The organism is Labrys sp. LIt4, assembly GCF_017813775.1.
Lineage (GTDB): Bacteria > Pseudomonadota > Alphaproteobacteria > Rhizobiales > Labraceae > Labrys > Labrys okinawensis_A.
Window position 1 is genome coordinate 228,561 of the sequence record NZ_JAGIPY010000002.1, and the last position, 23,401, is coordinate 251,961.

The following is a 23,401-nucleotide window of genomic DNA, read 5'->3' on the forward strand; positions in this document are numbered from 1 at the left end:
CGGATTCCTCTGCGTAAGCTTTCCTCGATTCGAGAGCGTTGATCGCGGTGCTGAAGCGGAAGCTGCATGACTCTCACACTCGCAAAGGTTGAGGAGCTTGCACCCGATCAAGGCTCGATCGATGCTGCCCGTAAATTGCTGAAGCCCTCGCTCTGGCCCACCATTGCCCAGGACGGGCAGGCCTTGATCTGGGGGGAATGCCAGGGGTCGGGGTCGCTGCCCTATCGTGTCGTCGTCTCGGAAGTCGATCTCGCCTACAAATGCAGCTGTCCCAGCCGTAAATTTCCCTGCAAGCACACACTCGCCTTGATGTGGATGCGGGCAGACGGCAAGTCCTTCGGCACGGCCGAACGACCCGACTGGGTGGCCGAATGGTTGTCCCGCCGCCGCCCGTCAAGTGGTGCCCGACCGGCAGCCCTGCCGGCAGAAGACAAGCCAAGAGCCTCGCTCCAAGCAGCGCCGGTCGAAGAGGAGGTGCCGGACCCCAAGGCGCTGGCCCGGGCCGCGGCTCAACGCGAGCGCCTGCGCCAGGAGCGCGAAGCCTCGGTCCTCGCCGGGCTCGACGACCTCGATCGCTGGCTCCAGGATCAGGTCGAGCGCGGCCTTGCCGCCTTTCAGGGCATGGCCGTCGATCAATGCCGCTTGCTGGCGCGGCGCCTCATCGACGCCAAGGCTCATGGCCTTGCCGCCCGGGTCGAGCAGTTGCCGGCGGGTCTTTTCGCCATGCCGGATGAGGAACGCGGCGACTTTCTGGTACAGCGGCTCGGGGAACTCTTCCTCATCGCCGAGGCCTATCGTCGCCAGGCCGGCCTGCCGCCGGCGCTTGCAGCCGATGTTCGCCTCGCGGTTGGCTGGACCATGACCAAGGAGGCCCTGTTCGCCGATCCCGACGCGCTTCGGCAGCGCGGCCGCTGGATGGTGTTGGCGACCGTCAATGAAGTTCAGCCCGACAAGCTCCGGCGGCTCGAAACCTGGTTTGGCCGTGTCGATGGCGGGGAAGGACCGCGCTTTGCCCTGATGGTCGATTTCATCCCTGTTTCTGTCGGCAATACCGGTACGGTCTATGCGCCGGGAGAGTGTCTCGAGGCGGAAATGCTGTTCTATCCTTCGTCCGTGCCGCTGCGGGCCATCATCGCCGAGCAGGCGGGCCGCATGGAGAGGATCGAGGCCTGGCAACCGCCGGCCGACGATCTGCCGGCCGCGATCGAGGATTATGAGGCGCATTTGGCCCGCAAACCCTGGCTCGGCGATTGGCCGATCGCGGCGCGTGATGCCGTCGTCGTGCGGATGCCGGGAGGTGCCGTACTCGCCACCCTGCAAGGCGATATGGCACTTCCGCTTCGAGCCGGCCCGGGTGACGACGCTCTCGAGGCCCTGGCCGGAATCGCCTGCAGCGCCGTCTTCGGTATCTGGGATGGCCACCGCCTCGAGTTGAAACTCGCCGAGACGCCGCTCGGGCGCTGGATCGCAGGATAGGATGATGCTCGACGCCGCCTCTGTCGAAGCCTTGATGCGCAGTTTCCTGCTCGGCACCGGGCGGCAGCCCGTGCCGATTGCCAAGGCTTTTGACGGCCTTCTCGCCGCCGGGGCCGAGAAGGCCGAACTGCAAGCGCTCGCCCTGCTGGGGCAGCATCGGCGCTTTCTCAGGCGTTGGGCACGGCGGGTGGAGATCAGAGGGCCGGCGTTCGAGGATGGCAGAGCACTGCCGCCGCCGGCTGCCCGGTCGCTCATGGTCTCGCTCCTGTCGGGCAAGAATGGCAGCGTCGACGACACCCTCGCTTATGCCGTCGCCGATGCGCTCGACCGTCGCAAGATGAAGATTCACCCCTTCGATCTGCCGCGTCTCGATGCTTTTGTGCGCCTCCATGCCGATAGCCTCGGTACCAGTGCCCTGGCCTGGGTCGCCAGGAATGCGGCTGCCGAGGAGGGGAACGAGGACAATCCCTATTCTTTCGTTGAAAAAATCGATGTCTCGAATTGGCAGCAGGGCTGGCCGAGCCAGAAGGCAGGCTTCATCCGCGAGCAACGGCGCATCGACGCCGGAAAGGCCCGGGACCTGGTCATAGCCGCCTTTGCCTCCGAACGCGCCCCCGTGCGTGCCAGCCTGGTGAAAGCCCTGGCGGTCGGCCTGTCGGCGGAGGATGCGCCATTTCTGGAATCGCTTGCCACCGACAGGGCTCCCAGCGTGCGGGAGGCGGCGGAAGTTCTGCGTGGCCGGCTGCCGGGTTCAGCCGCATCCGCCAGGAAACTGCAGGACTGCATTAGCCGCATCAAGGTCCAGAAGACGGGCCTTCTGCGCCGGGGCCGCGCCTTGTCGCTCGATTATCCAGCGACGATCCGCCCATATCAGCAGTTGCCATGGGCGTTTCAAACCTTTGCCGGTATTGGCCTCGGCCAGTTGGCGGAAGGGCTCGGCATGTCCGTCGAGGAGGTTGCCAAGGGGGCGAACGATGCCGTCCTCGGTCTCGTCCTCGCCGCGCAGGCGGTGCGGGAGAGCCGCTGGCCCCTGCTCGCCGGCCTGAGCGAAGGGCGCAGCGATCTGTGGCCGATCCTCGACCAGGTGGAGGATGCCGATCTCGGTGAGGGGGCGGTGCCGGCCTTGCAGGCCGCCCTGATCCGGCCGGCCTTGTGGAGCGAATTGCCGGCGGCCGCGCAGTGGACGAAACTTTATACGGTGTTGCGCGCCCCGCTCAGCCCCGCCACGTTCAAATCGATCATGATGTCGAAGGCCTGGCGGGCGCTTCCCGCCGGGACGGACGACAGTCCCGCTGCCCCGACCGCCGCGATCCTTTCGGCAATGGCCGCCCTTGCTCCCGCCTCCGAACGAGGCGATCTGCGGGCCGCGTTGCGCTCGTTCGGCCCGGCGCTGACCAGCCGCGCCAACCAGGGCTTGAACCTTCTCGATTTGATCGATTCCGCTTGATTGCAGGGAGAATTCGCCGATGTCCGATATGTTGCGCCGCTCGGCCGAGGAGATCTTCGCCGAGGAACTGGCCGCTCTTGCCAAGGGGGATGATCGGGCCAGGCCGGCCAATTGGAAGATGTCCCCGCAGGCCGTCGTGACCTATCTGCTCGGCGGTAGCGCCGCGGACGGCACGCCGATCCAGCCCAAATATGTCGGCAATCGCCGGCTGATCGAAACAGCCGTTGCCACATTGGCTACCGACCGGGCTCTGCTGCTGCTCGGTGTGCCCGGTACAGCCAAATCCTGGGTATCCGAACATCTTGCCGCAGCGATCTCCGGCTCGTCGAAACGCCTGATCCAGTGCACTGCCGGCACGGACGAGAACCAGATCCGCTATGGCTGGAATTATGCCCAGCTCCTGGCCAAAGGGCCATCCCGGGACGCACTGGTGCCGACTCCGCTGATGCGCGCCATGGAGGAGGGTACCATCGTGCGGCTGGAGGAACTCACCCGCATGGGTTCCGATGTCCAGGACACGTTGATCACCGTGCTGTCCGAGAAGACCCTGCCGATCCCGGAACTCGACACGGCCGTCGATGCGCAGCGCGGCTTCAACGTCATCGCGACCGCCAATAATCGCGACAAGGGCGTCAACGAATTGTCATCCGCCCTCAAGCGGCGCTTCAACGTGGTGGTGCTGCCTTTGCCGGCTTCGCTCGACGAGGAAGCGGGAATCGTGGTCAAGCGCGTGCGCGACATCGGAACCAGCCTCGCACTGCCGCCGATTGCGCCGGCCGACAAGGAAATCGCCCGTATCGTCACGCTCTTCCGCGAATTGCGCGACGGCCAGACTCTGAACGGCAAGATGAAACTGAAGACGGTGACCGGCTCTCTGTCGACGGCGGAAGCGATTTCGGTGGGAGTCAGCGCCTGGGCCGAAGCCGGTCATTTCGGCAATGGAACCATCGACGCCAACGCCATGGCCGCCAACATCGTCGGCGCCGTGGTGAAGGACCCGGTGCAGGATACCGTCGCGCTGCAGGAATATCTCGAAAATGTCGTGCGCACGCGGGAAGGCTGGTCGGATCTCTACGTCGCCATCCGAGACGTGCTCTAACTTATTGTTTTGACGCGTTTTCTCGATCGGAAAGTCCATCGATTCTTCTGGAAAACGCTGTGGAGGTCCGGCCATGGACGAGCGCGTCCATCTCTTCGGTATTCGCCATCACGGCCCGGGTTCGGCCGCCAGCCTGGTCATGGCGCTCGACGCCTTGCAGCCTGCCATCGTGCTGATCGAAGGGCCGCCGGAGGCGGATGGTCTCATTGTCTACGCCGGCCTCGCCGGCATGAAACCACCCGTGGCCCTGCTTGCCTATGCGGCCGAGGATCCGGCCCAGTCGAGCTTCTTTCCCTTCGCCTCCTTCTCGCCGGAATGGCAGACCATGCGCTGGGCTGCGCGGCATGATCGGCCGGTGCGTTTCATCGACCTGCCGATCGGCGCTTCCCTGGCCGCGCGCATGCAGCCGGAGACGCCGGAAGAAGCAGCCGATGAGGGAGCGGCAGCAATCGAGGAAAGCCTGCTTCAGGGCGACCCGCTCGACCGCCTGGCAGAGATTTCGGGCCATGCCGATGGCGAGGCCTTCTGGAATGCGCTGGTCGAAAGCCGTGGGGCGGCCAGTGAGGTCTTCGCCGTCATCGCGGATGCCATGACGGAGCTGCGCGCCAGCTTTCCCGAGGATCCGGCGCGCTCGCCGGCGGCTTTGCGCGAAGCCCGGCGCGAAGCTCACATGCGCCTTCGTATCCGTGACGCTCTCAAGGAGACCACAGGCCCCGTCGCGGTGGTCTGTGGCGCCTGGCATGTGCCGGCCTTGGCCCGTAAGGTCGCGATCGCCGACGACAAGGCTCTGCTGAAGGATCTGCCGAAGGCGAAGGTCGAGGTCACCTGGATCCCCTGGACGGAGACCCGTCTTGCCGCTGCCTCGGGTTATGGCGCCGGCGTGTCTTCGCCGGGATGGTATGCCCATCTGTGGCGGCTTTATGAGGACCGGGCAGACAGCATGCAGCCGGATGTGTTCGCCTCCACCTGGCAGACACGCGTGGCCACACTGTTGCGTGAGGAGGGACATAGCGCTTCAACCGCCTCGGTGATCGAGGCGTCGCGCCTTGCCACGGGGCTTGCGGCGATGCGCGATCTCGCCGCGCCCGGCCTTGCGGAAATGCGCGACGCCACGCTGGCGGCGCTTTGCCACGGCGACGAAACACCCTTCCGTGTCGTCGAAAGGCGCCTGATCATCGGCGAGGCCGTCGGTGAACTCGACGAGGACGTGCCGCAAATGCCGCTCGCCGCAGATCTCGCTCTCTGGCAGAAACGGCTTCGACTGAAACCCGAGGCGGTGGCGCAGGAGGTGTCACTCGATCTGCGCAGCGAGGCCGGTCTCGCCAAGTCGACCCTGCTGCATCGCCTCGATCTTATCGGCGTCGGCTGGGGACGGCTGAGCGGCAGTGGCGGCGGGCGCGGCACCTTCCGCGAAATCTGGGTGCTGGCCTGGACCCCGGAACTGTCGGTGAAGCTTGCCGAGGCGTTGATCCACGGCGTGACCATCGAGCAGGCGGCCAGCGGGGCGGCCGTAGCGCGAGCCTCGGCTACGAAGGATGTCAGGGTGCTGGCCGATCTGGTGCGGCTCTGCCTGATGTCGGATCTGCCTCAGGCGGCCGAGCAGTGCATCGGCCTGTTGCAGGCGGCGGCAGTGGACGCGGCCGATGTGGTCAGCCTGATGCAGGCTGTGCCACCCCTGGTCTCCGTGCTGCGCTATGGTACGGCCCGCAAGATGCCGACTGAGGCGCTTGCTTCGCTTGCAAAGGCGATGGCCGTCGAGGTCAATGCCGGCCTGGGCCTGGCAGCCGCCAATCTCGATGACGACGCGGCGGCGGCCATGCGCAAGGCGATGGTGGAGTTCGACGATGCCCTCAATCTTCTGGACGATACCCATCTCAGCCGGGAATGGCTGCAGCGCCTGCGTGATCTCGGTGACGATGCGTCCGTCACGCCGCTCATCGCCGGGCTCGGCCTGAGGCGGCTTTATGATCGCTCCGCTCTGGGAGAAGACGAGGCCGCGACCGGCTTCGCGCGAGCGTTGTCGCCGGGCAACGCGCCCAAGGCGGCGGGGCAATGGCTGGAGGGCTTTCTCGGCAACAGCGCCGAGGTCATCCTGCAGGATCCGGCCTTGTTCGCGCTGGTGGACGATTGGCTCACTCAGCAAGAATCGACGGATTTCACCGAAGTGCTGCCGATGCTGCGCCGGGCCTTTTCGGGGTTCGGCGTCAGCGAGCGCCGGCGCTTGATGGCGGAGGTGGCGAGGGCAACTTCGGGACGGCATATAGCGCCGAAACGGTCGGGGGACGATCTTTCCGCCCCGGGCTTTGCTGCAGCCCTGCCGCTGCTCACCTCAATTCTGGGGCTCGACACCCATGTCCGATGAGAGGGACGACGACATCGAGGGAGAAGCGGCCGGTGCCGTAGGTTCCCCTGGCGAACGGCGCCGGCGCTGGCGCCTGGCTTTGGGCGGGGACGACGATGCCGATCTGTCGCCCGACGATGTCCGCATGGATCGCGCGCTTTCGGCCCTCTATGGCCGTGACGAGGGCGGCAAGGGCGCGCCCGGCCGGCGCGGGGGACTGGGCGGTTCGGCCCCGCGGGTGGCGCGCTGGCTCGGCGATATCCGCGAGTTCTTTCCCACCTCCGTGGTGCAGGTGATCCAGCGCGATGCCTTCGAGCGCCTCAATCTCAAGGCGATGATGCTGGAGCCGGAATTTCTCGCCACGCTCGAGGCGGATGTCCATCTGGTCGCCGATCTCATCAGCTTGCGCTCGGCCATGCCGGACAAGACCAGGGACACTGCCCGCATGGTGGTGAAGAAGGTGGTCGATGAGTTGATGAAGCGCCTCGCCCATGCCACGGCCGAGACCATCCGCGGCGCCGTCACGCGCGGCAAGCGGACGAGCCGGCCGCGCTACAACGATATCGACTGGCCGCGCACCATCACGGCCAATCTGCGTCATTGGCAGGAACAGTACAGGACCGTGGTGCCCGAACGGCTGGTGGGCCATGCCCGGCAGACAAGGACGAAGGCCGAACTCGATCAGGTCATCCTTTGCGTGGACCAGTCGGGCTCGATGGCGACGTCCGTCGTCTACTCCTCGATCTTCGCGGCGGTGATGGCTTCGCTGCCGGTGATCGAGACCAAGCTCGTCTGTTTCGATACCCAGATCATCGATCTGTCGGAGGACCTCGCCGACCCCGTCGAGGTGCTGTTCGGCGTGCAACTCGGCGGGGGTACGGACATCAACGCGGCGCTGGCCTATTGCCAGGGCCTCGTCTCCCAGCCGGCCAAGACCCATCTCGTCCTGATTACCGATCTCTATGAAGGGGGCAATGCCGCAGAGATGCTCGGGCGGGCGGCGGCGCTGGTGGCCAGCGGCGTCAATCTCGTCGTGCTGCTCGCCTTGTCCGACGATGGACGTCCGGGCTTCGATGCCAATCATGCCCAGAAATTCGCGTCGCTCGGCTGCCCGGTCTTCGCATGCACGCCCGATCAGTTCCCGGACATGATGGCGCATGCGCTCAAGCGCTCCGACCTGCAGGAATGGGCAGCCGGGCGGGACATCGCCACGGTTCGAGCCTGAGCGGGCGGCTCGGTCGCATCGGCGCATCTCCAGCGTGCCTTGTCTGGGAACGGCCGGCCTCCGCAAAACGGACTTTCCCTTGCTCCGGGAAAGCGCTAACACGGGAATCGTCTCATGGGGTGCCCGCGAGGGCTGAGAAGACGGTGGCCGTAAGCTGCCTCTAACCCATCGAACCTGATCCGGGTCGTGCCGGCGGAGGGATGAGCTTCGAAGCGTCCGGCTTCACCTCGATGTTCTTCGCCGCCGTCGTCCGTATCGAACCGTTTTCGACATGGAGGACGCTATGCTGAGGAAACTGCTCGCCGCTCTCGCACTGGCCACCGTCGCCACCACGGCCTCGGCGCAGGACAAGCCGGTGCTTACCGTCTACACCTATGAGAGCTTCTCCGGCGAATATGGTCCCGGAAAACCGCTGCAGACTGCCTTCGAGGCCAAGTGCAGCTGCAGGCTGGCCTATGTAACCGCCGATGACGGCGGCGCTCTCTTCGCCAAGCTGAAACTCGAAGGGGCCTCGACCAAGGCCGACGTCGTCGTCGGGCTCGATGACAACCTGATGGGTGAGGCGGAAAAGTCCGGGCTGTTCGCGCCGCATGGCGTGGCAGCCGAGAAGCTCTCCTTGCCCGAGCCTTGGACCAACAAGACCTTCATTCCCTATGACTGGGGCTATTTCGCCTTCGTCTATGACAGCGACAAGCTCAAGACCCCGCCGGCCAGCCTGAAGGACCTTGTCGACGACAAGAACGGCCCCAAGCTGGTGATCGAGGATCCGCGTACCTCGACGCCCGGCCTCGGCCTGCTCGCCTGGATCAAGGCCGTCTACGGCGATAAGGCCCCCGATGCCTGGAAATCGCTGAAGCCCCGCATCGTCACGGTCACCTCGGGCTGGTCGGAAGCCTATGGCCTCTTCCTGAAGGGGGAGGCCGACATGGTGCTCTCCTATTCGACCTCGCCCGCCTATCACATCGGCGCCGAGAAGAAGACCAACTACAAGGCCGCGATGTTCCCTGAGGGGCACCAGACCCAGGTCGAGGTCGCCGGTTTGATCGCGAGTTCCAAGCAGCAGGAACTCGGACGCCAGTTCCTCGCCTTCCTGCTTTCCGACGAGGCCCAGGCCGTCCTGCCCGAGACCAATTGGATGTATCCGGCGAGGACGCCGGCCGCCGGCCTGCCGGAAAGCTTCAAGGCCGTTGCCGTTCCAGCCAAGGCCCTGATGGCCGATCCGGCCAAGCTCGCCGAGAACCGCAAGGCCTGGATCGACGAGTGGCTGGCCGCCTTGGCGAAGTGAGGATGGATGTGAAAAGGCGCTTGCTGCCTCGTCCTCGATGCCCGGCCTGATTCTCCTCGGCGGCCTTGCCGCGCTCGTGCTTGTCGCGCTCGCCAGCCTGTTCCTCTCGGCTGGCGGCGATGCCTGGCAGGGCAATGTCGGCTATCTCGTCGCGATCGCCGGTTTCACCGTCTATCAGGCGCTGCTCTCCACCTTGCTCTCGCTTTCGTTCGGGGCGCTGGTCGCCCTGGCGCTGGCGCGTCGGCAATTTCCGGGGCGCCGGCTGCTGCTGGCCCTATTCGGGGTCGCGGCCGCGCTGCCCTCGATCGTCGCCGTGTTCGCCTTTGCCGGCATCTATGGCCGGGCCGGCATTGCCAATGCCGTGCTGGGCGCCATCGGCCTGCCGGCCATCTCGCTCTACGGGCTCGCCGGCATCCTGCTGGTGCACGTCTTCTTCAATGGCGCCTTTGCGAGCCGGATATTCCTCGCGGCGCTGGAAGCCGTGCCGGGAGAGCATTGGCGGCTGGCGGCCTCGCTCGGCATGTCGCCTGCCGCCATCTTTCGCCGCATCGACTGGCCGGTGCTGAAGCGGGACCTGCCGGCGCTGGCGCTCCTGATCTTCATCGCCTGCGCCACGTCCTTCGCCATTCCCCTCACGCTCGGAGGCGGCCCCGGCAGTGCCACGTTCGAGGTCGCGATCTACCAGGCCATCCATTCCGATGCCGATTTTGCCAGGGCCGCGGTGCTGGCCTTGCTGCAGATCGCCGCGATGGCGCTGCTGGTGACGCTTGCCGCGCCGCTGCTGGTGCGGCCGCCGGAAGCGGCGAGCGTCGGACGCAGACTGGAGCGGCCCGATGGGGAGGCTGGCTGGCTGCGGGTGGCCGATGCACTGGTCATCGGCCTGGCCCTGCTTCTGCTGCTGCCTCCCTTGCTGGCCGTCATCCATGCCGGCCGCTCGTTGCTGGCCGGGGTCGACCCGCAGGTGCCCAGGGCTCTTGCGACCAGCCTGGTGGTGGCATTGGCGGCCGCCTTGCTGTCGCTGGCGGCTGCCCTCCTGCTGTCGCGCTCGCGCCTGTCGTTGGCAGGGCAGGGCTGGCCGCGGCTAGCCCGGCTGATGGCTGCAGCGCCCCTGCTCACGCTAGCCGCTCCGCCACTCGCCTTCGCCGCCGGTCTTTACGTGATCGCCCGGGCCTTGGGGATAACCGATTTCGTCGCCATGCCCGCCCTCATCCTGGTCAACGCGATGATGGCGCTGCCTTTCGTGCACCGGCTCGTCGATCCGCCCATGGCGCTGGCGCAGGAACGCTATGGCCGGCTTGCCGACAATCTCGGCCTGACTGGCTGGGCGCGGCTGCGTCTGGTCGAATGGCCCTTGCTGGCCCCCTCGGCGACGGCGGGTTTCGCCCTCGCCATGGCACTTTCGCTCGGCGATCTCGGCGTGGTGGCCCTGTTCGGCTCGCAGAGCCTGGTGACACTGCCGGCCTTGCTCTATGCCAAGCTCGGCTCCTATCGTGTCGCCGAGGCGGACGGCATCGCCGCGCTGCTCGCCGGGCTGGTGCTGGTCCTGTTCCTGCTGGCTGGGCGGTTAGGAGGCCGGCATGCTCATCGTGGATGATCTCACCGTCACCATCGACGATTGGACGGGGCGTTACGACCTCACCGTTCCCCGCGGTGCGCTGGCGGCCATGGTCGGCCCTTCCGGCGGGGGTAAGTCCACCTTGCTGCACGCCATTGCCGGTTTCGAGAAACCCGCGAGCGGCAGGCTCAGCTTCGGAGGGGTCGATCTCCTGCCGCTGAAGCCGGCCGACAGGCCGGTGGCCATCGTCTTCCAGGATCATAATCTCCTACCCAATCTCACGGCCCTGCAGAATGCCGGTCTCGCCCTGTCGCCCTCCCTTCGGCTGTCGGCCGGCGATCGCCAGGCCATCTCGGCGATGCTCGACCATGTCGGTCTGGCCGGCATGGAATCGCGCCTTCCCTCCGAGCTCTCCGGCGGCCAGCGCCAGCGTGTCGCCCTTGCGCGCGCCATGCTGACCACGCGTCCGCTGCTGCTGCTCGACGAGCCGCTGACCGGGCTCGACCCCACCATGCGCGCCGGCATGATCGATCTCGTCGACAGGCTTCGTCGGGAGAAGAACCTCACCGTGCTGATGACGACCCATACGCCCGAGGATGTCGAGGGCAGGGCCGATCAGGTCGTCACGGTTGCAGATGGACGGGTGGTCGCCTGACAAGGCTTGAAACTCGGGGTAAGAGTCATCGAGCCTCTCGCCGTGGCGTCTTCCCTGGGAGCGCGGACGTCCTCGTCCGCACCTGAGAACGTCGCGACTGTGAGGGAGGAAGAGTGGACGAGGACGTCCGCGCTCCCACGACATTGGAAGGAATTGCCCGGATGGACGCCAGTGAACTCGCCCGATTGATCGCCCAGGGGCGGGGCACCGAACCGGCGGATCTGGTGATCAAGAATGTGCGCCTGCTCGACCTCGTCAGCGGCGATCTCACCGAGACCGATATCGCCATCGGCGGCGATCGCATCGTCGGAACCTATGCCAGTTATCGCGGCCGGCGGGAGATCGAGGGGCGCGGGCTCGTGGCCGTGCCCGGCTTCATCGACACGCATCTGCATGTCGAATCCTCGCTGGTCACGCCTCCTGAATTCGATCGCTGCGTGCTACGGCATGGCGTGACCACGGCCATCTGCGACCCGCATGAAATATCCAATGTCGTGGGCGCCGATGGCATCCGCTATTTTCTGGACGCGGCCGGTGAGACGGCGCTGGATCTGCGCGTCCAGCTCTCGAGCTGCGTGCCCTCGACCCACCTGGAGACTGCCGGTGCGCGGCTCGAGGCCCCGGATCTCGAGCCCTTCAAGAACCACCCCCGCGTGATCGGCCTCGCCGAGTTCATGAATTTCCCGGGCGTGATCAATGCCGATCCCGCCTGTCTTGCCAAGCTCCTGCCGTTCCAGGACGGCCATATCGACGGCCACGCCCCGCTTCTCGTCGGTACGGATCTGAATGCCTATCTCACCGCCCGCATCCGTACCGACCACGAGACGACGACGGCCAGGGAAGGCCGGGAGAAACTCGCCAAGGGCATGACGCTGCTGATCCGCGAGGGCTCGGTCTCCAAGGATCTGCATGCCCTTGCCGAACTGATCACGGTGAGGAACTCGCCCTATCTCGCCTTCTGTACGGACGACCGCAATCCCCTCGACATTGCCGAAGAGGGCCATCTCGATTTCATGATCCGCACCGCCATCGCCCTCGGCGCCGAGCCGCTGGCAGCCTATCGCACTGCGACGCTGTCGGCGGCCATGGCTTTCGGCCTCAGGGATCGCGGCGTGATCGCGCCCGGCAAGCGGGCCGATATCGTGCTCATCGAAGATCTCGATCATTGCGCCGTGCGCCAGGTGATCAGTGCCGGCCGGGTGGTGGAGGACGGCTTGTTCGAGGGGCGGACCCGCATTGCGCCGGTGGGGCTCGGCTCGATGAAGGCTCCTCGCGTTTCGGCCGCCGATTTCCGGGTGACGGCAGGCGGGCCGACCGGACCGGTCATGGGCGTGGTGCCCGGCAAGATCATCACCGAGCATCTGCGGTTGAGCCTTCCCTATGAGAATGGCCGCCGAAATATCGACCTCGACCAGGACGTGGTGAAGGTCGCGGTGGTCGAACGGCACGGCGTCAACGGCAATATCGGGCGCGGCTTCGTCAAGGGGTTCGGGTTGAAGCGGGGGGCGATCGCTTCCTCGGTCGGCCACGATTCGCACAATATCTGCGTCGTCGGTGCCGACGATGCCGACATGGCCCTGGCGGTCAACCGGCTCGGCGAGATCGGCGGTGGTTTCGTGGTGGCACGCGAGGGGGCCATTCTGGCCGAACTGGCGTTGCCGGTGGCGGGATTGATGAGTCTGCTGACTTTCGAGGACGTGCGTGATCGCCTGATTCCGTTGCGCGCGGCCGCCAAATCGCTTGGCGTCACCCTGGCCGAACCTTTCCTGCAGGTCGCCTTCCTGCCCTTGCCGGTGATTCCCCATCTCAAGATCACCGACATGGGGATGGTCGATGTCGATCGTTTCGAGTTGATTTCCGCTTGAGTTGTGCTCTTGACAGTGCTGTATAGTATTCTATCCCAATCACCTATGCAGAGTTCCGGGCCTCGATTTCCGGCTAAAGTATTTTGTGATTTGAATTAAAAACTTTAAATATTAAATATAAGTCGAATCAAAAACTACAATAAAAGTTCTTTTTAGCCAAAACGCACTTTGTTCCAGAGCGCCCGCGATGAAACTCCTCGTCGTCTATTGCCATCCATGTTCGGAGAGCTTCGGCGCTTCGATCCGGGATACCGCTTTGCGCGCCCTCGATAAGGCAGGGCATGAGGTCCGCCTGCTCGATCTTTATGCGCAAGGTTTCAATCCGGTGATGAGCGCGGAGGAGAGGCGCGGCTACCACGAGCCTGGCAGCAACGAGGCACCCGTGGCGGAGCATCTGGCCGAGCTTCGCTGGTGCGAAGGCCTCATCTTCATCCATCCGACCTGGTGGTACGGGCCGCCCGCCATGCTCAAGGGCTGGCTCGAGCGGGTCTGGGTACCGCATGCCACCTTCACCATGCCGGAGAACGGCAAGGCAATCGGTCCGGTGCTGACGCAGATCCGCCTGCTCGGCGTCATCTCCACATTGGGATCGCCCTGGTGGTGGTGGACCTTGTTCATGAAGGCACCCGGACGCCACATCCTCCTGCGTGGCCTGAAGAGCCTGTGCGCGCCACGCTGCCGCACGATGTGGCTGGCATTGCACCGCCTCGACGAAACCACCGAAAAGCAGCGCCGCCATTTTCTTGCGAAGGTCGAGAAGAAGCTGGCATCGCTTAAGAATTGAGAGGCGCCGGGGGTCAATATACCGGAATTCCGGGAGGATATTTGACCAATTCGAAACGCGAGGTCAGCTGACGCCGATGCGACTCGACCGACGGAATTGCCGGCGAGCTCTGCCGTGAGGTCCGCAAAGACCGAGTTTTGCCAAGATTGTGCAAGATGAAGGGTTATTCTTGCCCTTCGGACTTGACTTAGGCGGCAGCCTATTGTCTCAACGCGCCGTCTCAAACGGGGTTCTTGCATGAGTATCGCCTTCACGTTTCCCGGCCAGGGAAGCCAAAGCGTGGGTATGGGCAAGGCGCTTGCCGATGCCTTTCCCGTGGCCCGCGCCGTCTTCGACGAGATCGACGCTGCGCTTGGCCAGAAGCTGACGGCCGTGATCTGGGACGGTCCGGAGAACGACCTCACGCTCACCGAGAACGCCCAGCCGGCCCTGATGGCCGTCTCGCTGGCAGCCTTCCGCGTGCTGCAGGACGAGGCAGGCCTCGACCTCAAGAAGCATGCCAGCTTCGTCGCCGGCCATTCGCTCGGCGAATATTCGGCCCTGGCCGCCTCCGGGGCGCTGACGATCGCCGATACGGCTCGCCTGCTGCGCATTCGCGGGCGGGCGATGCAGGCCGCCACGCCGGTGGGCACTGGTGCGATGGCCGCGCTCCTCGGTCTCGACTATGAGCAGGCGGCTGCCGTTGCCGCCGAGGCGGCGCAGGGCGAGGTCTGCCAGGCCGCCAACGACAATGCGCCCGGCCAGGTCGTCATTTCCGGCGCCAAGGCTGCGGTCGAACGCGCGGTGGAGATCGCCAAGGGCAAGGGCGCCAAGCGCGCCATCCTCCTGCCGGTTTCGGCTCCCTTCCATTGCGCCCTGATGCAGCCGGCTGCCGATGCCATGGCCGAGGCACTCGAAAAGGTCGCCATTGCGGCCCCCGCCGTGCCCCTGATTGCCAATGTCCTCGCCCGGCCGATCTCGGATTCTTCCGAAATCCGCCGCCGTCTGGTCGAGCAGGTGACGGGAACCGTTCGCTGGCGGGAAAGCGTCGAATATCTTGCCGGGGCAGGCGTCACCAAGCTGGTGGAAGTCGGCTCCGGAAAGGTTCTGAGCGGGTTGGTCCGGCGCATCGCCTCCGGCGTGGAAGCGGTGAGCATCGGCACACCGGACGATGTGGCGGCATTCGCACCGACTTTGCGATGAAAGGGCCCACGGCCGTCAGCCTTGGGGCGGGTGGTCATTTCGGGTGAAGATAAACAATAAAGGGTGCGCCCGCAGCGGCCGGCAGCACTCGATTGGGGATGACGATGTTCGACCTTACCGGCAAGATAGCCCTGGTGACCGGCGCCACGGGCGGAATCGGAGCGGCTATTGCCGCAGCCCTGCATCGCCAGGGGGCCACGGTGGCGCTTTCCGGCACCCGCAAGGCGGTGCTGGAGGAACTGGCGGCCAAGCTCGGTGACCGCGCCCATGTCTTCGCCTGCGACCTGACCGACAAGGAGCAACTCGGCGCGCTGGTCCCGAATGTCGAGGCGGCCCTCGGCCAGCTTGACATCCTGGTCAACAATGCCGGCTTCACCCGTGACAATCTGATGCTGCGCATGAAGGACGAGGACTGGGACAGCGTCATCGCCGTCAACCTCTCGGCTGCCTTCCATCTGTCCCGCGCCGCGGTGAAGGGCATGCTGAAGCGCCGGACTGGCCGCATCATCAATATCGCTTCCCTGTCCGGTGTCATCGGCAATCCCGGCCAGACCAACTATGCCGCCTCCAAGGCCGGCCTGGTCGGCATGTCCAAGTCGCTGGCGCACGAGGTGGCGAGCAGGGGAATCACCGTCAATTGCATCGCGCCGGGCTTCATCGATACGGCGATGACGGATGCCCTCAACGAGAAGCAAATGGAACCGATCCTTGCCGCGATCCCGGTGCATCGGCTCGGTCATGTCGACGAGATTGCGGCAGCAGCCGTTTACCTTGCCTCCGCCGAGGCTGCCTATACCACCGGGCAAACTCTGAACATTAACGGCGGAATGGCAATGATTTGAACGAGTTAGAAGCAGATTCCACAGTGATTTTCACTGGTGGGATGCCCGCTGGCAATGGCATTTGAAGTGTGTTAATCACCGCCGAGGGACATTGCGTTGGCCCCTATGAATGTGATTGTCCGGGATAACTGGAGGCCGGTCGAAGGATTGGCCCCGGCTCAAGGAACTATCAAAACACCGACCGTCTAACGGCGGCGGAAGTAAATGCCGGCAGGCAGTCTTGGTTTATCAAAGGAACGAAAAATGAGCGATATCGCAGACCGCGTGAAGAAGATCGTGGTTGAACACCTCGGCGTCGATCCGGACAAGGTCACCGAGAATGCGAGCTTCATCGACGATCTGGGCGCTGACTCGCTCGACACGGTTGAGCTGGTCATGGCTTTCGAAGAAGAGTTCAACTGCGAAATCCCCGATGATGCCGCAGAGACGATTCTGACCGTCGGCGATGCCGTCAAGTTCCTGACCAAGGCTACGGCCTGAGACGATCGGGGAGCGAACGCTCCCCGATATCCATCCATCGACCGGCCGGGGGACGAGATTGCATCATTGCCGGGCACCCTGGAGTGACAGCAGGCATAGCGGCTGCCAGTTCAGCGTAAGGGCAATGCGTTCGAAGCATTGGACGGGATGGCCCGTAGGCCGTTCGTATTCGGTGCGCGCCTTGCGCCAGGCAATTTTTGCGATCAAACGGGTTTGAGTAGCCGGGGAGGGCGATTCCCCGGCCTTTGGAGGTTCTATGAGGCGCGTTGTCGTAACTGGTCTCGGCATGGTCAACCCGATGGGTGGCGACGTCGAAACATCGTGGTCCAATCTCCTTGCGGGCAAGAGCGGCATCGTCAAGATCGACCGTTTCGAGACGCAGGATCTCAAGGCCCGGATTGCCGGTCTCATTCCACACGGCGATGGCAGCAACGGCACCTACAATCCCGATCAGTGGATGGAGCCCAAGGAGCAGCGCAAGGTCGACGACTTCATCGTCTTCGCCATGGCTGCGGCCACCCAGGCCCTCGATGACGCCGACTGGCATCCGGTCTCGCAGAAGGATCAGGAAGAAACCGGCGTCCTGATCGGTTCGGGCATCGGCGGTCTGCAGGGCATCGAGGACGCCGCGATCACGCTTCGCGATCGCGGCCCCGGCCGGATCTCACCCTTCTTCATTCCCGGCCGCCTGATCAACCTGGCGGGTGGCCAGGTTTCCATTCGCCATGGCCTGAAGGGGCCGAACCATGCGGTGGTCACGGCCTGCTCGACCGGTGCGCACGCCATCGGCGATGCCGCTCGCCTGATCGCGCTCGGCGATGCCGAGGTGATGGTGGCCGGCGGTACCGAATCCCCGGTCTGCCGCCTCGCCCTGGCGGGCTTTGCCGCTTGCCGCGCGCTGTCGACCGCCTTCAACGACGAACCTGCGCGCGCCTCGCGCCCCTATGACCGCGACCGCGACGGTTTCGTCATGGGCGAGGGCGCCGGTTGCGTGGTGCTGGAAGAGTATGGGCACGCCAAGGCGCGTGGTGCCAAGATCTATGCCGAGGTCATCGGCTATGGGCTTTCGGGCGATGCCTATCACATCACTGCGCCATCCGAGGACGGTGACGGCGCCTTCCGCAGCATGCAGATGGCGGTCAAGCGGGCAGGCATCTCCGTCGGCGAGATCGACTACATCAACGCCCACGGTACCTCGACCATGGCCGATACGATTGAGCTCGGCGCCGTTCAGCGCCTGCTCGGCAATGCATCCGCCACGGCCTCGATGTCGTCGACCAAATCGGCGACCGGCCACCTGCTCGGTGCCGCCGGCGCGATCGAAGCGATCTTCTCGATCCTGGCTCTTCGCGACCAGATCGTGCCGCCCACCATCAATCTGGAGAATCCCGAGGTGGAGACCCCGATCGATCTGGTGCCGTTGCAGGCGCGCAAGCGCGAGGTGAATGTCGTGCTCTCCAATTCCTTCGGGTTCGGCGGCACCAATGCTTCCTTGATCCTGCGCAAGGCCGATTGATCGTCGCCAAGCGTGCCGCAGGTATTGGGCAACCGGCCGGCATTCTGCCATATTCGCAGGGCATGCCCGCTGGAGCAGACGTGATACGACCTCCGGTTCAAAGCGATCGGGGGCCGCCTTATTGTTCGTATTTTGATGCATTTTCGCCGAAACATACTGGTATTTGTGCGGCAAAGCGCGTTCTGGCAAAAACAGTCTTTTGCTCTAACTCTTTGTTTCGACGCGTCTTTGCGAGTTTTGGCGATTCTGTCGAAACACACGGCGCCACGGGCATGGCACAACAGGGCGCGCCGGTTGCCAGGCTCTGCGGCCGCGGCGTCAAACCGGGCAAATATGTAGGCGTACGAGGTTTTTATGGTCGATGATCGGGACGATTCGGGACTAGCGAACGAACGCTCGCGCTCCTTCGGGAAAGGTGCTGCCGGCTCGCGCGGATCCCGCAACATGATCCAGCCCGATGCCGTCGCCAAGCCGCCGACACGTTCGAGCGCGGTGCGCAATCCCTTCGTGGTGGCGGGCAACGCCGTCTTCGTCCTGCTGATGCTGATCGCCATCGGCGGTTATTTCGGCCTGCGCCAGTTCACTTCGCCCGGGCCGCTGACGGAAGCCAAGACGGTTTATGTGCCCAAGGGCAGTGGCCGCGACGAGATCGCCGATTCCCTCGAGCGGCAGGGCGTCATCGACAGTGCCACCATCTTCACCACCGGCGCGTTGATGCTTGGACATAGCAATCTCAAGGCGGGCGAATATGCTTTCAAGCCCGGCGCCTCGATGTATGACGTCATGAACATCCTGGTGGACGGTAAGGTAATCCAGCATTCGATCACCATACCCGAGGGCCTCACCAGCCAGATGATCATCGACCGGCTGAACCAGGACGATCTGCTTACGGGCGATGCTCCGCCGGTGCCCCCCGAAGGGGCGCTGTTGCCCGACACCTACAAATATGAGCGCGGCACCACCCGTTCGGCCATGGTCCGCAAGATGCAGGAAGAGCAGAAGGCCCTGGTCGATCAGATCTGGAAGCAGCGCGCCCCTAATCTTCCGCTGAAGAGCCCGGCGGAAATGGTGACGCTCGCCTCGATCGTGGAGAAGGAGACGGGCCAGGCGGATGAACGTCCCCATGTCGCCAGCGTCTTCATCAACAGGCTGCAGAAAAACATGCGCCTGCAATCCGATCCGACCGTGATCTATGGCATGGTCGGAGGCAAGGGAAAGCTCGACAGGGCTTTGACCAGCGCCGATCTCTCGCAGCCGACGCGCTTCAACACCTACACCATCACCGGCCTGCCGCCGTCCCCCATTGCCAATCCCGGCAAGGCCGCGATGCAGGCCGTGGCCACTCCCTTGGCGACCAAGGACCTCTATTTCGTCGCCGACGGTACGGGCGGGCACGCCTTCGCCTCGACCCTGGACGAGCACAACAAGAATGTCGCCAAATGGCGGCAGTTCCAGCAGCAGGGCGGCAATGCCGCAGCCGCGCCGTCCCAGCCTGCGCCGGCTCCAGTACCGGACGACGCAGCCCCGGCGCCGGCACCAGCCCCGGCCGAGGCTCCTGCAGCCAAGCCGCCGGCCAAGCCTTGCAAGAAGGGCAGCAAGGCCTGCAAGCAGCAGACCGAGGCGGAGGCGCCACCGCCTGCGGCCGCGCCATCGACGCCGCCGGCAGCCGATATCCCGCTGCCTGCCCCGCCGGCCGCGTCGGCATCGCCGAACCCTTCTGCGCCTCCGCCTGCGGAGACGCTCGCCGCCCCCAATGACCCGGCCCAGGCTGCAAAGCCCAAGAAGGGGGGCTTTGACGATCCTGTCGCCAATACCGACCATGATCCGCTGCTGGACAAGACCTTCGATCTGAACTCGCCGCAGTCCGTGCAGTAGACGGGCTGCGAGCGAGCCGCTTGAGCGCAGGGCCTCGGGGCTCTATCCTCCATCTGGCTCTATTCGAAGTGTGGTGGCGCATCGGGAGCGAGCGCTCAGTTCCGATTGCCGGTGAAAACCATCCGGTCGGGTGCTGAAATCACCGTATGGAACATTGGAAGATGTCCGTTGTCAGCATGACCGGCTTTGCCCGGGTGGAAGGACAGACCGGCGCGAACCGCTGGGCCTGGGAAATCAAGACCGTCAATGGCAAGAGCCTCGATGTCCGCTTCAGGTTGCCCCCGGGCTTCGACGCGCTCGAGGCGTCGGCACGCGCCGCTTTGGGTGCGGCCTTTGCGCGTGGTTCGTGCCAGATCGGCCTGTCGCTGAAACGCGAGGCCGTGGCGCCGGTGGTCCGCATCAACCAGGCGGTGCTCGATGCCATCGTCTCGGCGATGGCCGAGGCCTCGCAGAAGGTGGATGCTGCGGCTCCGCGCCTGGATGGCCTCTTTGCCATCAAGGGCGTGCTGGAGGTCGAAGAACAGGAGGAAGACGAGGCGGGGCGTGCGGCGCTGCAGGAGATTCTGCTGGAGGGCTTCGCCAAGGCCCTTGCCCAATGCGCCGAGATGAGGCGGCGGGAAGGGCAGGCGCTCGCCCGCGTCCTGCTCGGCCGCATCGATGAAATCGAGACCCTCACCCGCGAGGCGGACGCCAATCCGGCACGTCAGCCCGCCGCCGTGCGCGACCGCCTTGCCGCCCAGATTGCCGCCCTGCTCGACGCCTCGTCGTCGCTCGATCCCGACAGGCTGCACCAAGAGGCGATCCTGATGGCAGCCAAGGCCGACATACGCGAGGAGCTCGACCGGCTGCACGCGCATATTGCCGCGGCCCGCGATCTCCTGGCCAAGGGCGGCCCGGTGGGACGGCGGCTCGATTTCCTCGCCCAAGAATTCAACCGGGAAGTCAACACCCTTTGCTCCAAGGCGAATGATGTCAGCTTGACCGCGACCGGCCTTTCTCTCAAAGCAGTGGTCGAGCAATTCCGCGAACAGGTTCAGAATATCGAATGAGTAGCACTGCGTCCGTTCCCCAGCGCCGGGGCCTCCTGCTGATCGTTTCCTCGCCCTCCGGTGCCGGCAAGACCACGCTGACGCGCCTTCTTCTGGCCGAGGACAAATCGATGCATCTGTCGATCTCGGTCACCACCCGTCCGCGCCGGGGCAGCGAGATCGACGGGGTCCATTACCGTTTCATCGACGCCGGCACCTTCGAGACCATGCGCGAAAGGGGCGAATTGCTGGAATCGGCCAAGGTGCATGGCAATTACTACGGCACGCCGGCGGGGCCGGTGGAAGAGGCTCTGGCTGCCGGCCGCGATGTCCTGTTCGATATCGACTGGCAGGGCACCATGCAGATCTACAACAAGATGAGGCCGGACATCGTCTCCGTCTTCGTCCTGCCGCCGTCTGTGGCCGAGCTCAAGGCGCGGCTCGAGAGGCGGGCCGAGGATAGCGCCGAGATCATCCTGCAGCGCCTGCAGAATGCGCGCGTCGAGATCAGCCACTGGACGAAATATGACTATGTGCTGGTCAACACCGACCTGCAGACTACCTATGCCAAGCTCAAGGAAATCCTCGACGTCGAACGCATGAAGCGGCAAGACAAGTCTCAGGTCGGCCAATTGGTCGATACCTTGAAAGCCGATCTCGATGCGCTGACGCGCGGGCGCTGACGCAGGTTCTATTTCAGGGCGTTCGCCAGCGCGACGAAAGCGGGGACCGGGACCTCCTCGGCGCGCATCTCCGGGCGTAGGCCCGCATCGGCGAGCGCGGCCGTCAGGTCGCCGCCAAGCCCCTTGAGGCTCTGGCGCAGCATCTTGCGCCTCTGGCCGAAGGCCGCCTGCGTGATCCGTTCCAGAGCGGCCGGGGTACAGGGCAGGGGCGCCGGCCGCGGGCGCAGATGCACCACCGAGGAGGTAACCTTGGGAGGCGGCACGAAGGCGCTTGGCGGCACGTCGAAGACGATCTCGGCTTCCGTCCGCCATCCGGCCAGGACGCCGAGACGGCCATAGGCCTCCTCCGCTTCAGTGGCCACGATGCGCTCGGCAACCTCCTTCTGAAACATCAGCGTCATCGACTGGAACCAGGGTGGCCAGGGCTCAGTCTTCAGCCAGCCGATCAACAGAGGGGTCGCCACATTGTAAGGCAGGTTGGCGGTGATGCGGACGGGCCCTTCCAGTCCGGCGATCAAGGCTGGCCAATCGGCTTCGAGGGCGTCGCCGGCATGCACCGTCAGGCGGCCGGGATAATGAGCCGCGATTTCGGCAAGGGCCGCCAGACAGCGCTCGTCGCGCTCCACGGCGACGACATGCCGGGCGCCGCAAGCCAGGAGTGCCCGTGTGAGGCCGCCGGGGCCGGGGCCGACCTCCACCACATTTATGCCTTCCAGCGAGCCGCCGGCCCGCGCGATCTTGGCGGTGAGATTGAGATCGAGCAGGAAATTCTGGCCAAGGGATTTCTTGGCCATCAGCTCATGCTGGCGGATGACCTCGCGCAGCGGGGGAAGAGTGTCGATCTGCGCCATGACAGGCCTTGAAGCGTTCGCGATTTGACGCCGTTGCCCAGTATAACAAAGGCACATCAAAACAAGGAGTTAGAGCAAAGTGTCGTCGATGGAAGCGCGCTTTGCCCTAGCGGGACATTCTGTCGGCCAGCGACAGGCTGGCGAGAAAACTGGATGGATTGGCTTTGCCCGTGCCTGCCAGGTCGAAGGCCGTGCCGTGATCGGGCGATGTGCGCACGAAAGGCAGGCCCAGGGTCACGTTGACGGCCTCGTCGAAGGCCAGGGCCTTGGCCGGCGCCAGGGCCTGGTCGTGATACATGCACAGGGCCGCGTCATAGGTCTGGCGTGCCCGGGCATGAAACATCGTATCGGCGGGCAGGGGACCCCGGGCATCGATGCCCTGCGCCCTGAGCCTGGCGATGGCGGGTGCGACGACGGCGCTGTCCTCGCTGCCCAACGCGCCGTTTTCGCCGGCATGGGGGTTGAGGCCCGCAACCGCGAGCCGCGGCGCAGCGATGTTGAAACGGGCCTTGAGGTCCCGCGCCGTGATCAGGCCGGTCTCGTAGATCAGGTCCTCGGTAAGGGCGGCGGGTACCCTGGACAAGGGGATGTGAATGGTGACCGGCACCACCGCGACCGTTTGGGACCAGATCATCATCACGGGCCTGAACGGCGTCTCCCGATCTTGCCCGCCGGTGGCAAGACCCTGCGCGGCGCCGTCCTGCCAATGACGGCAGGCAAGTTCGCCGAGGAACTCGGTGTGGCCGGGATGGCGGAAGCCGGCGCGATAGAGCACTTCCTTCATGATCGGGGGTGTTACCACCGCACGGGCATGTCCACGCCGTACGGACAGTACGGCGCGTTCGATCGACTCGATGACCGCGGCGGCGCCGGCGACATCGGGCCTGCCCGGCCGATCCGGGGCGGCATTGGCCAGAGGAATGACAGGAAGGCCGCGCGTGAAGGCTGCCAGCGTGCCGGCTTCGTCAGTCTCGACGATGGTCAAATCCAGGCCGATGCGCCGAGCGCGTGCCGACAGCAGGCCGGCGTCGCCATAGACGAAGAAGGGCGCGGCCTCGTGGCGGGCCGAGGCTGCCATCACGATCAGCTCCGGGCCGATGCCCGCCGGTTCCCCCATGGTCAAGGCAATCGGCAGGGAGGGGTGTTCGGTCGGCATGATCAGGTCAGATGGGCTCGCTTGCACGAACGGGCCTGTCATGGGACAGGGCAGGC

The 23,401-nt window shown here is 65.0% G+C and carries 20 protein-coding genes and 1 riboswitch; of the genes, 18 read left to right on the top strand and 2 right to left on the bottom strand.

Annotated elements, in window-relative coordinates; translation table 11 throughout:
• The first annotated feature begins 66 nt into the window (after nucleotides 1-66).
• The 18 genes from J8I29_RS03985 (at nucleotide 67) to gmk (ending at nucleotide 21,338) form a co-directional block, all read left to right on the top strand.
• Nucleotides 67-1,476, top strand: a complete 1,410-nt coding sequence (locus J8I29_RS03985) for an SWIM zinc finger family protein (RefSeq protein WP_209430719.1) — start codon at nucleotides 67-69, stop codon at nucleotides 1,474-1,476.
• A 4-nt stretch (nucleotides 1,477-1,480) separates the two neighbouring features.
• Nucleotides 1,481-2,923 (top strand): DUF5691 domain-containing protein, encoded by a 1,443-nt coding sequence (locus J8I29_RS03990; protein WP_209430720.1) that lies wholly within the window; start codon nucleotides 1,481-1,483, stop codon nucleotides 2,921-2,923.
• Nucleotides 2,924-2,942: 19 nt separating this feature from the next.
• Complete coding sequence (locus J8I29_RS03995) at nucleotides 2,943-4,022, top strand: AAA family ATPase (protein ID WP_105861908.1); 1,080 nt, start codon at nucleotides 2,943-2,945, stop codon at nucleotides 4,020-4,022.
• Nucleotides 4,023-4,095: 73 nt separating this feature from the next.
• Nucleotides 4,096-6,384 (top strand): DUF5682 family protein, encoded by a 2,289-nt coding sequence (locus J8I29_RS04000; protein ID WP_209430721.1) that lies wholly within the window; start codon nucleotides 4,096-4,098, stop codon nucleotides 6,382-6,384.
• Nucleotides 6,374-7,588, top strand: a complete 1,215-nt coding sequence (locus J8I29_RS04005; RefSeq protein ID WP_209430722.1) for a VWA domain-containing protein — start codon at nucleotides 6,374-6,376, stop codon at nucleotides 7,586-7,588. Before J8I29_RS04000 ends, J8I29_RS04005 begins: the two co-directional genes overlap by 11 nt.
• A 105-nt stretch (nucleotides 7,589-7,693) precedes the next feature.
• A riboswitch (TPP riboswitch) is annotated at nucleotides 7,694-7,806 on the top strand.
• A gap of 65 nt (nucleotides 7,807-7,871) precedes the next feature.
• On the top strand, nucleotides 7,872-8,873 hold the full coding sequence (gene thiB / locus J8I29_RS04010; protein WP_245196640.1) for a thiamine ABC transporter substrate binding subunit: 1,002 nt from the start codon (nucleotides 7,872-7,874) through the stop codon (nucleotides 8,871-8,873).
• Between the two features lie 37 nt (nucleotides 8,874-8,910).
• On the top strand, nucleotides 8,911-10,467 hold the full coding sequence (locus J8I29_RS04015) for an ABC transporter permease subunit (protein ID WP_209430724.1): 1,557 nt from the start codon (nucleotides 8,911-8,913) through the stop codon (nucleotides 10,465-10,467).
• The gene (locus J8I29_RS04020) at nucleotides 10,451-11,083 is read left to right on the top strand and encodes an ATP-binding cassette domain-containing protein (RefSeq protein WP_209430725.1); all 633 of its coding nucleotides are present in this window, start codon (nucleotides 10,451-10,453) and stop codon (nucleotides 11,081-11,083) included. The genes J8I29_RS04015 and J8I29_RS04020 overlap by 17 nt, the downstream gene beginning before the upstream one ends.
• Nucleotides 11,084-11,244: 161 nt before the next feature.
• Complete coding sequence (gene ade, locus J8I29_RS04025; protein ID WP_209430726.1) at nucleotides 11,245-12,948, top strand: adenine deaminase; 1,704 nt, start codon at nucleotides 11,245-11,247, stop codon at nucleotides 12,946-12,948.
• Between the two features lie 187 nt (nucleotides 12,949-13,135).
• Nucleotides 13,136-13,732 (top strand): NAD(P)H-dependent oxidoreductase, encoded by a 597-nt coding sequence (locus J8I29_RS04030; RefSeq protein ID WP_209430727.1) that lies wholly within the window; start codon nucleotides 13,136-13,138, stop codon nucleotides 13,730-13,732.
• A gap of 237 nt (nucleotides 13,733-13,969) precedes the next feature.
• Nucleotides 13,970-14,914, top strand: coding sequence for an ACP S-malonyltransferase (gene fabD, locus J8I29_RS04035; RefSeq protein WP_209430728.1), 945 nt, complete (start codon nucleotides 13,970-13,972; stop codon nucleotides 14,912-14,914).
• 104 nt (nucleotides 14,915-15,018) lie between these two features.
• Nucleotides 15,019-15,756 (top strand): 3-oxoacyl-[acyl-carrier-protein] reductase, encoded by a 738-nt coding sequence (fabG, locus tag J8I29_RS04040; RefSeq protein ID WP_105861996.1) that lies wholly within the window; start codon nucleotides 15,019-15,021, stop codon nucleotides 15,754-15,756.
• Between the two features lie 243 nt (nucleotides 15,757-15,999).
• Nucleotides 16,000-16,236, top strand: a complete 237-nt coding sequence (locus J8I29_RS04045) for an acyl carrier protein (RefSeq protein WP_068287214.1) — start codon at nucleotides 16,000-16,002, stop codon at nucleotides 16,234-16,236.
• 256 nt (nucleotides 16,237-16,492) lie between these two features.
• The gene (gene fabF, locus J8I29_RS04050; protein ID WP_209430729.1) at nucleotides 16,493-17,752 is read left to right on the top strand and encodes a beta-ketoacyl-ACP synthase II; all 1,260 of its coding nucleotides are present in this window, start codon (nucleotides 16,493-16,495) and stop codon (nucleotides 17,750-17,752) included.
• The gene (locus J8I29_RS04055; protein ID WP_209430730.1) at nucleotides 17,749-18,117 is read left to right on the top strand and encodes a hypothetical protein; all 369 of its coding nucleotides are present in this window, start codon (nucleotides 17,749-17,751) and stop codon (nucleotides 18,115-18,117) included. Before fabF ends, J8I29_RS04055 begins: the two co-directional genes overlap by 4 nt.
• A 79-nt stretch (nucleotides 18,118-18,196) precedes the next feature.
• Nucleotides 18,197-19,627 carry an endolytic transglycosylase MltG gene (gene mltG, locus J8I29_RS30250; protein WP_209430731.1) on the top strand — a complete coding sequence of 477 codons (1,431 nt, stop codon included), beginning with the start codon at nucleotides 18,197-18,199 and terminating at the stop codon, nucleotides 19,625-19,627.
• A 161-nt stretch (nucleotides 19,628-19,788) separates the two neighbouring features.
• Nucleotides 19,789-20,676 carry a YicC/YloC family endoribonuclease gene (locus J8I29_RS04065; RefSeq protein ID WP_105861998.1) on the top strand — a complete coding sequence of 296 codons (888 nt, stop codon included), beginning with the start codon at nucleotides 19,789-19,791 and terminating at the stop codon, nucleotides 20,674-20,676.
• Nucleotides 20,673-21,338 carry a guanylate kinase gene (gmk, locus tag J8I29_RS04070; protein ID WP_105861918.1) on the top strand — a complete coding sequence of 222 codons (666 nt, stop codon included), beginning with the start codon at nucleotides 20,673-20,675 and terminating at the stop codon, nucleotides 21,336-21,338. Before J8I29_RS04065 ends, gmk begins: the two co-directional genes overlap by 4 nt.
• Before the next feature lie 8 nt (nucleotides 21,339-21,346).
• Here the strand turns inward: gmk and rsmA are convergent, their stop codons facing one another.
• Nucleotides 21,347-22,189 carry a 16S rRNA (adenine(1518)-N(6)/adenine(1519)-N(6))-dimethyltransferase RsmA gene (gene rsmA / locus J8I29_RS04075; RefSeq protein WP_209430732.1) on the bottom strand — a complete coding sequence of 281 codons (843 nt, stop codon included), beginning with the start codon at nucleotides 22,187-22,189 and terminating at the stop codon, nucleotides 21,347-21,349.
• A 106-nt stretch (nucleotides 22,190-22,295) separates the two neighbouring features.
• Nucleotides 22,296-23,345, bottom strand: coding sequence for a 4-hydroxythreonine-4-phosphate dehydrogenase PdxA (gene pdxA / locus J8I29_RS04080; protein WP_209430733.1), 1,050 nt, complete (start codon nucleotides 23,343-23,345; stop codon nucleotides 22,296-22,298).
• Between the last annotated feature and the right edge of the window lie 56 nt (nucleotides 23,346-23,401).